Origin of the sequence: Klebsiella sp. MS 92-3 (assembly GCF_000195655.1) — a bacterium.
In the GTDB taxonomy this organism is placed as follows: domain Bacteria; phylum Pseudomonadota; class Gammaproteobacteria; order Enterobacterales; family Enterobacteriaceae; genus Klebsiella; species Klebsiella pneumoniae.
In genome coordinates this window covers 89,019-98,704 of the sequence record NZ_GL882861.1, presented here as the reverse complement: position 1 = coordinate 98,704, position 9,686 = coordinate 89,019, and the positions used below count along the sequence as shown (strand labels likewise).

Below are 9,686 nucleotides of genomic sequence, written 5' to 3'. Positions count from 1 at the left end.
ATGGGAAACGGATGGCATGAATGGCCGCTGATGGTCTTTACGGTCTTCGGCCAGTGCGTCGTAGGCGGCTTTATTGTTCTGGCGCTGGCGCTGATGACAGGCAAGCTTTCCCGTGAGCAGGAGCAGCGCGTGGTGGGCAGCATGTTCGGCCTGTGGGTATTGATGGGGATCGGGTTTATTGCCTCGACGATGCACCTTGGCTCGCCGCTGCGGGCCTTTAATTCGCTGAATCGCGTGGGAGCCTCGTCGCTGAGTAATGAAATAGCCAGCGGGGCGATCTTCTTCGCCGTCGGCGGAATTGGCTGGCTGCTGGCCGTGTGCAAAAAGCTGCCTGCCGGCCTGCGGAGCCTGTGGCTGGTGGTGACCATGGTGCTGGGCGTGATTTTCGTGTGGATGATGGTGCGGGTGTACAACACCATCGACACGGTGCCGACCTGGTACACCGTTTGGACGCCGCTGAGCTTCTTCCTGACGCTGTTTATCGGCGGTCCACTGCTGGGCTACCTGCTGCTGCGCGTCGCGGGCGTCGATGGTTGGGCGCTGCGCCTGCTGCCGGTGGTTAGTTTGCTGGCGCTGCTGGTCAGTATTATGGTGGTCGTGATGCAGGGAAGTGAACTTGCCACTATCCGCAGCTCAGTTCAGCAGGCCTCCGCCCTGGTGCCGGATTACGGGTTGCTTATGGCCTGGCGCGTGGTGCTGCTGGCCCTGGCCCTGGCCTGCTGGTGCGTGCCGCAGATTCGCGGCCGCAAACCGGCGGTCTCGCTGCTCGGCCTGGCCTTTGTTCTGATACTGGCGGGAGAGATGATCGGCCGCGGCGTATTCTATGGCCTGCATATGACCGTTGGGATGGCTGTCGCCAGTTAACCACCTCCATCATGCCGGTGCCTAACCACCGGCATGATGAAAACGTGCTGTCGATAGATGAAATTTTTCAACTGAAATTAACTTCGGCATTTATTAATAAACTAGCAAAAACAATAGCGTATTATCTGTTGTCTCACCTTTTTCCATCCTCTGGATAAAAAACTTCTATCGTAGCCGACAAAACCGCGTCACGCCTGATTTCAGGTGGATTGACAATGTTTTTAGCAGTGGCATGATGCGCTCGCGATCTGAACATTCCTCACGGTTTTTACCCATGACCATCTACACCCGGCCAGTGCAAATGCTGCTCTGTGGCCTGCTTTTATTGACCCTGGCGATAGCGGTGCTGAATACGCTCGTCCCGCTCTGGCTCGCCCATGAAAACATGCCAACCTGGCAGGTCGGCATGGTGGGGTCATCCTATTTTACCGGCAACCTGGCCGGTACGTTGCTGGCCGGCTGGGTGATCAAGCGCCTGGGGTTTAACCGTAGCTATTATCTCGCATCGTTAATTTTCGCCGTCGGCTGCGTAGGGCTGGGGATCACCGTTGGCTTCTGGACATGGCTGAGCTGGCGTTTTATCGCCGGCGTAGGTTGCGCGATGATCTGGGTGGTGGTGGAAAGCGCGCTGGTTTGCAGCGGCACTTCCCGCAGTCGCGGTCGTCTGCTGGCGGCGTACATGATGGTCTATTACGTCGGTACCGTACTGGGCCAGCTGATGGTCAGTAAATTACCCACCGATTTAATGAGCGTCCTGCCGTGGGTGACCGGCCTGGCGCTGGCGGCGATCCTGCCGTTGCTGTTTACCCGCATTATGGGGCAGGCAGAAGAGCCGCATGAAACGGTACGTATCTGGCCGATGCTGAAGCTACGCCAGGCGCGCCACGGGGTCAATGGCTGTATTATTTCGGGGATTGTCCTCGGCTCGCTGTATGGCCTGATGCCGCTGTGGCTGAACCATCAGGGCGTCAGCGACTCCGGCATCGGCTTCTGGATGGCGGTGATGGTGAGTGCGGGGATCCTCGGCCAGTGGCCGGTAGGGCGCCTGGCAGACCGCTACGGTCGCCTGCTGGTGCTGCGGGTACAGGTCTTTGTGGTCATTCTGGGATGTCTGGCGATGCTTAGTCAGGCGGCAATGGCCCCGGCGCTGTTTGTGCTTGGGGCATCTGGTTTCACGCTGTATCCGGTGGCGATGGCCTGGGCCTGTGAAAAAGTGGAGCACCATCAGCTGGTGGCGATGAATCAGGCGCTGCTGATGAGCTATACCATCGGCAGCCTGCTGGGCCCGACCCTGACGGCGATGCTGATGCAGAACTTCTCAGACAACCTGCTGTTTATCATGATCGCCAGCGTGTCGTTTATCTATCTGCTGACCCTGCTGCGCAAAGCCGGGCATCATCCGACGCCGGTGGCGCACGCCTGACCCTGCAACGCGCAGCGCATGCTGCGCGTCATCTGCTGCAATCGCATAGGCTTACTGCCGCAGAGAGGACAAGTCGTTTTTCATGAGAATGAAACGGCGGGGCGGACACAGCTTCCCACGCCGTTGCAGGCCGGCATAAGCGCATCACCGGCCCGGGCGGGATTAGTACATTACTTTGTGACCATACTGCTCAAGGATGCCTTTTACCCGCTCCATGGTCTCTTTCTTCGGCGGATGGACGCCGTCCAGCTTGTACTCTTCGCCCATCGCTACCCATTTGTGTTTACCCAGCTCATGGTAGGGCAGCAGCTCGATTTTTTCGACATTGCCCATATCGCGGGTAAATTCGCCCAGGCGGTGCGCGGAATCATCATCGTCTGACCAGCCGGGAACCACCACGTAGCGGATCCAGACATTGATATTCTTCTTCGCCAGATACTGGGCGAATTCCAGCGTACGATGGTTAGAGACGCCGACCAGGTTCTGGTGAATCTCATCGTTCATCTGCTTGAGATCCAGCATCACCAGGTCTGTTACCTCCAGCAGCTCGTCGATAACCGGATCGTAGCGACGTACGAAGCCGTTGGTATCCAGGCAGGTGTGGATGCCTTCTTTCTTACACGCGCGGAACCAGTCGCGAACAAACTCCGCCTGCAGGATCGCCTCACCGCCCGAGGCGGTGACGCCGCCGCCGGAAGCATTCATAAAGTGACGATAGGTCACCACCTCTTTCATTAATTCTTCAACGGTGATTTCTTTGCCGCCGTGGGTATCCCAGGTGTCACGGTTATGGCAGTACAGGCAGCGCATCAGGCAGCCCTGGAAAAAGGTAATAAAGCGGATGCCCGGGCCATCAACGGTGCCACAGGATTCAAAGGAGTGAATGCGACCAATAACTGACATTGCGGTGTTTTCTCCAGATGTGGCCCATCCGGGGCCGTGTTGGTGCGCAGCTCAGCGGCTGCGTCGAGTCTGTTTTGACAGGTACCCAAAGTATAGATAACTGGCAAAGCAGGCTGGGGCGGGGAATGCTTGTTAAAAAGGCCCCACTGATGTGGGGCCTTTATTGTACGCCTTTTCAGTCAGACAGGGAATTACATGGTCTGAGTGAAGGTACGGGTAATAACATCCTGCTGCTGTTCTTTGGTCAGGGAGTTAAAACGTACGGCGTAGCCAGATACGCGGATGGTCAGCTGCGGATATTTTTCCGGGTTTTCCATCGCGTCGAGCAGCATTTCGCGGTTCATGACGTTCACGTTCAGGTGCTGACCACCTTCGATGGACGCTTCGTGATGGAAGTAACCATCCATCAGACCCGCCAGGTTGGTCTTACGAACTTCGTCGTCTTTACCCAGCGCGTTCGGCACGATAGAGAAGGTATAAGAGATACCATCTTTCGCGTAAGCAAACGGCAGTTTAGCGACGGAGGTCAGAGAGGCTACTGCGCCTTTCTGGTCACGGCCGTGCATCGGGTTAGCACCTGGACCGAACGGCGCGCCAGCGCGACGACCGTCTGGGGTGTTACCGGTTTTCTTACCGTACACCACGTTAGAGGTGATGGTCAGAACAGACTGAGTCGGGATAGCGTTGCGGTAGGTGTGCAGTTTCTGAATTTTCTTCATGAAACGTTCAACCAGGTCAACGGCCATGTCATCGACGCGAGGGTCGTTGTTACCAAACTGCGGGTATTCGCCTTCGATTTCGAAGTCGATAGCCAGACCGTCTTCGTCACGAATCGGTTTAACTTTCGCATATTTGATAGCAGACAGGGAGTCAGCAGCAACGGACAGACCAGCGATACCACACGCCATGGTGCGGATAACGTCACGGTCGTGCAGCGCCATCAGAGAGGCTTCGTAGCTGTACTTGTCGTGCATGTAGTGGATGATGTTCAGCGCGGTGACGTACTGTTTAGCCAGCCAGTCCATGAAGTGATCCATGCGATCCATTACTTCGTCGAAGTTCAGGACGTCGCCTTTGATCGGTTCAGATTTCGGACCAACCTGCATTTTCAGTTTTTCATCCACGCCGCCGTTGATAGCGTACAGCATGGTTTTCGCGAGGTTAGCGCGAGCGCCGAAGAACTGCATTTGCTTACCAACAACCATCGGGCTTACGCAGCATGCGATAGCGTAGTCGTCGTTGTTGAAGTCCGGACGCATCAGGTCATCGTTCTCATACTGCAGAGAAGAGGTATCGATGGACACTTTAGCGGCGAATTTCTTGAAGCTCAGCGGCAGTTTTTCAGACCACAGGATAGTAATGTTCGGCTCCGGAGACGGCCCCATGGTGTACAGGGTGTTCAGGAAGCGGAAGCTGTTTTTGGTCACCAGAGTACGGCCGTCAACGCCCATACCGCCGATGGATTCCGTTGCCCAAATCGGGTCGCCGGAGAACAGTTCATCATATTCCGGGGTACGCAGGAAGCGAACCATACGCAGTTTCATGACCAGGTGGTCAACCATTTCCTGCGCGTCTTGCTCGGTGATTTTACCCGCCTGCAGGTCACGCTCGATGTAGATATCCAGGAAGCTGGAGGTACGACCGAAGGACATTGCCGCGCCGTTCTGAGATTTCACGGCAGCCAGGTAACCGAAGTAGGTCCACTGAATCGCTTCCTGAGCGGTGGTCGCCGGACCAGAGATGTCATAGCCATATTTAGCGGCCATCTCTTTGATCTGGCCCAGTGCGCGGTGTTGTTCAGCGATTTCTTCACGCAGACGGATGGTCGCTTCCAGGTCTTCGCCGCTTTCCAGTTTCGCTTGCAGAGAGTTGAACTGGGCGAATTTGTCTTTCATCAGGAAGTCGATACCGTACAGCGCAACGCGACGGTAGTCACCGATGATACGACCACGACCGTAAGCATCCGGCAGACCCGTCAGCACGCCGGATTTACGGCAGCGCAGGATGTCCGGGGTATAGACGTCGAAAACGCCCTGGTTGTGAGTTTTACGGTACTCTGTGAAGATTTTTTTCAGCATCGGGTCCAGCTCGCGATTATACGCTTTGCAGGAACCTTCAACCATTTTGATACCACCGAACGGGATGATCGCACGTTTCAGCGGCGCTTCGGTCTGCAGACCAACGATTTTTTCCAGACCTTTCTCGATATAGCCCGCGTCGTGAGAGGTGATGGTGGAAGCCAGGGCAGTGTCAAAATCAACAGGCGCGTGAGTGCGGTTTTCCTGTTTTACACCTTCCATTACGGTGTCCCACAGCTTGGTGGTCGCTTCAGTCGCGCCAGCCAGGAAGGATTCGTCGCCTTCATATGGGGTGTAGTTTTTCTGAATAAAGTCACGGACGTTGACTTCATTCTGCCAGTCACCTTTCGCAAAACCTTCCCAGGCTGTGGCTAACTTTTCATTAAGCTCGGACATGTAACACCTACCTTCTTAAGTGGATTTTTTATTTACTGCCTGAAACAACCCTTAGTGATGGTCGTTGCCACGCAGGTAAATGACCCAGTATGTCAACCCGACCAGCAGACCCCCGCCGATAATGTTCCCGATAGTTACCGGAATCAGGTTATCAGTGATGAAGTTCATAACGGTCAAGTGAGAGAAACTTTCCGGAGTCGAACCGATGGCGGTCCAGAATTCCGGGCTTGCAAAGTTGCGGATTACGATACCCATCGGGATCATAAACATGTTGGCGATGCTGTGCTCAAAGCCGCTGGCAACGAACATCGCTACCGGCAGGACCATGATCATCGCTTTATCCATCAGGCTACGACCGGAATAGCTCATCCATACGGCGAGACAAACCATCAGGTTAGCGAGGATACCCAGGCTCACGGCCTCCACAAAAGTATGGTGCATTTTGTGGTCGGCGGTCTGCAGAACGTTTAGCCCCCAGCCGCCGTTGGCAGTCATATATTCGCCTGATAACCACATCAGCAGCACAAACAGCAGCGCGCCCACCAGGTTACCAAAATAGACGTTGAGCCAGTTTTTTGCCAGTTGCCCCCAGGTAATTCGACCGCTGGCTTTGGCCACCACGATCAGTACCGTAGAGGTAAAGAGGTCAGCGCCGCAGATAACGCACAGAATCAGACCCAGAGAAAAACAGATCCCACCGATAAGTTTGGCAATCCCATAAGGCATCGCGGCAGTGCCGGTGGTCGCGGTGATATAGAATACGAAAGCGATGGAGATGAAAACGCCAGCGGTGATCGCCAGATAAAACGTCTTCATCGGATGCTTCGTTGCTTTATAGACACCTGCTTCTTCGGCGACTTTCGCCATCGCGGCAGGGAGCAAAAGATCAAAAGGGTTGTCAGCTTTCACACTAACTCTCTCTTTATATAAGTTGGCGGTGAGATACTAACAAAGCATTATAGAATGGAAATTGATATAGATCATATCTCACCGGAACTATATGCCTTTTTAGTGTGTGGTTTTTATTGAAATTACCTCTAACTGCATGAAATATATATAGAAAATAATTTTTAAATTTTATAGATAATGTTGAATTATTTCTTTTTTACCCCCATTTTTGAGTTAATTAAAATGGAGTATTTTTATTAAATTTAACAATTGATAAATGATGAAATGGCGTTATTTAACATTAATTAACTTTACAACTACAAATTATAGGAGGCGCTTTCTCAGGGTTAAATAACGGAGCCGCTGAGGGCTCCGTTGTAAGCATGAACGATGGCGCAAGCTGGGCTTATTTTGCCCAAAACGCCGCTTTCGCCCGCTGCAGTTTTTCATAGGCTTTCAGCAGCGACTGATGGGCCGGGAAGGCCTGCAGATCGCTATCGACCGCCTGGAGACCATAGAACGGCGCTTCCCCGCTCAGCGCCGCGCTGGCGGCTTCGACCGCGTCGGCGCCGTACATACGGATGAAGGCGTTCAGGTACTGCAGCGGCTGACGCTCTTCTTCCTGGCTCAGCAGCAGCAGGGTTTGCAGACAGCGATAGTAGTTCGCGCGCTCCGCGCTGAAGACCGAAGCATTGAATTCCATGGTCCATTCGGTCCAGATCAGCGCCTGTTCCAGATCGCCGCCGGCCAGGGCCAGCATCGCTTTCAGCTCGCCGACGCGCAGGGTATACCAGCCGTTGTCTTTTCCGGTGGCGAGCCCCAGCAGTTCGCGAACGCGGGTGAAATCATCCAGACCCTCATCGTCCATCTGCTCGATCAGCGCCAGGTAATCTTCTTTATCCCACTCGCTGCCCGGCAGGGACAGAATGGTGTCCCGCAGATGAGCGCCCATGCTGTTGTTCGCCAGCCACAGGTCTTCCGCCGGGTATATGTCCGACATCCCCGGGACGATGATACGGCAGGCGTAAACGCCCAGGTGCTCGTAGTCGGCGATGTACACTTCTTTATCTTCGGCCTTGAAGATGGCCATCAGGGTGGCGAACTCTTCTTCGGTAGTACCAGAGAAGCTCCAGTCAACGAATGGATAGTCGGCGTCCTGCTTGAACATATCCCAGGAGATCAGGCCGCTGGAGTCGATAAAGTGGGTTTCGAGGTTCGCGTGCTCGGCGACCTCTTCGTCATCGAAGGTTGGCGGCGTGAAGACGTCGAGGTCTTTCAGGCTGCGGCCCTGCAGCAGTTCGGTGACGGTTCGCTCCAGCGCCACACCAAAGTCCGGGTGGGCGCCGAAGGAGGCGAAGCAGGTGCCGTTAGCCGGGTTAAACAGCACGACGCAGATAACCGGATATTTGCCGCCCAGCGAGCCATCATAGGCAAAGATCGGGAAACCTTCAGCTTCCAGTTTGGCGATCGACTCCACGACGCCCGGATAGCGCGCCATGACTTCCGCCGGGATCTCCGGCAGGCTGATGCTTTCAGCGATGATGCGGTTTTTAATGTGACGTTCAAAGACCTCTGACAGACCTTGTACCCGCGCTTCGTTGCGGGTGTTACCGGCGGACATGCCGTTGGAGACGTACAGGTTGCCGACAATATTCATCGGAATATAGACGGTTTCGCCGTCGGACTGGCGGGTAAAAGGCAGACCGCACACGCCGCGCTCATCGTTACCCGACTGCAGATCCACCAGCATACTGGCCGTTAACTGATCGTCAGGATCGTAGAACGCGCGCAGGCGGGCATCCAGCAGACCTTCCGGGACTTCATCATCCTCAGTCAGCGGGAACCACTTTTCGTTCGGGTAGTGAACAAACGGGCCGTTAGCGATAGTGTCGCCTAACCAGAAGTCGGCGAAGAAATAGTTAGTGGACAGACGTTCGAAATATTCGCCCAGCGCGGAGGCCAGGGCTGCCTTTTTGGTGGCGCCTTTACCATTGGTAAAGCACAGCGCGCACGCTTTATCGCGAATGTGAACGGACCACACGTGCGGCACCGGGTTCAGCCACGAGGCCTCTTCGATATCAAATCCGAGGTCGAGCAATTTCTGCTGGAAGCGAGCGATGGAATCTTCCAGGGCGGCATCTTTGCCGGGAATAAACGTTTGGGTCATGGCGATCACTTTTGTCGTACGGAAAGCGCGCAATGATACGGCTTTTATCTGACAGGTGCTATCTCCATCATCTGGCTATGCTTAGAGGCATCTTTAATACACAGGGAGATGGAAAATGAAAGCCTTTGACTGGCAGCGGATGGCGCTCGATAAAGTACCGGTGGAATTCCTGGCGGAGGTGGCGTTGCGCAGCCTCTATACCTTCGTTCTGGTCTTTATTTTCCTCAAGATTACCGGACGGCGCGGCGTGCGGCAGATGTCGCTGTTCGAGGTGCTGATTATTTTGACCCTCGGCTCGGCGGCGGGTGACGTGGCGTTTTATGACGATGTGCCGCTGCTGCCGGTGCTGGTGGTCTTCGTTACGCTGGCGCTACTGTATCGCGGCATTATGTGGCTGATGGGGCATAGCGAAAAGCTGGAGGATCTCCTGGAGGGGAAACCTATCGTAGTGGTGGAAGAGGGACAGTTGGCCTGGGAGAAGCTGCATGCGGAAAACATGACCGAATTCGAATTTTTTATGGAGCTGCGGGTCAACAGCGTCGAGCAGCTTGGCCAGGTCCGGCTGGCAATCCTCGAAACCAACGGGCAGATCAGCGTGTTTTATTATCCCGATGAAGAGGTGAGGGCCGGATTATCGATCCTTCCAGCGCATTGTACCACACGCTATACCACCATTCCGCAAGAGGGGATCTATGCCTGCGTGCGCTGCAGCATCGTAATGGCGATGCAGGCGGGAGAAAAACGAATATGTCCGCGCTGCGCAAATGCAGAATGGTCGAAGGCCAGCCGGGCGAAACGGCTTACCTGACAGCAAATATGTCGGTTTTATTACGTCAAGCCGATAGATTCTGTTGTGTGACGGCGGCCGCGTTTTACCGTCGGCGAGTTTTAGCCATTGCGGACCTTGTCACTGAATGATAAAACCGATAGCCACAGGAATAACTTATGCCCGCGGCGGGTCGCGGGC

7 protein-coding genes are annotated in these 9,686 nt (G+C 54.8%); 3 read left to right on the top strand and 4 right to left on the bottom strand.

The genetic code is table 11. The features are described 5' to 3' along the window. Together HMPREF9538_RS02620 and HMPREF9538_RS02630 are read left to right on the top strand one after the other, a co-directional pair. Positions 1-864, top strand: a complete 864-nt coding sequence (locus HMPREF9538_RS02620; RefSeq protein ID WP_004150844.1) for a dimethyl sulfoxide reductase anchor subunit family protein — start codon at positions 1-3, stop codon at positions 862-864. Positions 865-1,138: 274 nt separating this feature from the next. Then, positions 1,139-2,287 (top strand): MFS transporter, encoded by a 1,149-nt coding sequence (locus HMPREF9538_RS02630; RefSeq protein WP_004150843.1) that lies wholly within the window; start codon positions 1,139-1,141, stop codon positions 2,285-2,287. A gap of 162 nt (positions 2,288-2,449) precedes the next feature. On the opposite strand, the gene pflA is transcribed toward HMPREF9538_RS02630, so the two are convergent. The 4 genes from pflA to ycaO form a co-directional block, all read right to left on the bottom strand. Then, positions 2,450-3,190 (bottom strand): pyruvate formate lyase 1-activating protein, encoded by a 741-nt coding sequence (pflA, locus tag HMPREF9538_RS02635; RefSeq protein ID WP_002898145.1) that lies wholly within the window; start codon positions 3,188-3,190, stop codon positions 2,450-2,452. Positions 3,191-3,381: 191 nt separating this feature from the next. Continuing rightward, entirely contained in the window at positions 3,382-5,664 is a 2,283-nt protein-coding gene (gene pflB / locus HMPREF9538_RS02640) for a formate C-acetyltransferase (protein ID WP_002898148.1), read from the bottom strand. 51 nt (positions 5,665-5,715) lie between these two features. After that, positions 5,716-6,573 (bottom strand): formate transporter FocA, encoded by an 858-nt coding sequence (gene focA / locus HMPREF9538_RS02645; protein WP_002898150.1) that lies wholly within the window; start codon positions 6,571-6,573, stop codon positions 5,716-5,718. Between the two features lie 385 nt (positions 6,574-6,958). Further along, a complete protein-coding gene (ycaO, locus tag HMPREF9538_RS02650; RefSeq protein ID WP_004150842.1) occupies positions 6,959-8,719 on the bottom strand; it encodes a 30S ribosomal protein S12 methylthiotransferase accessory factor YcaO in 1,761 nt (586 codons plus the stop codon). Positions 8,720-8,834: 115 nt separating this feature from the next. On the opposite strand from ycaO, the gene HMPREF9538_RS02655 reads away from it, so the two are divergent. Next, positions 8,835-9,527, top strand: coding sequence for a DUF421 domain-containing protein (locus tag HMPREF9538_RS02655; RefSeq protein ID WP_002898152.1), 693 nt, complete (start codon positions 8,835-8,837; stop codon positions 9,525-9,527). Positions 9,528-9,686: the final 159 nt, after the last annotated feature.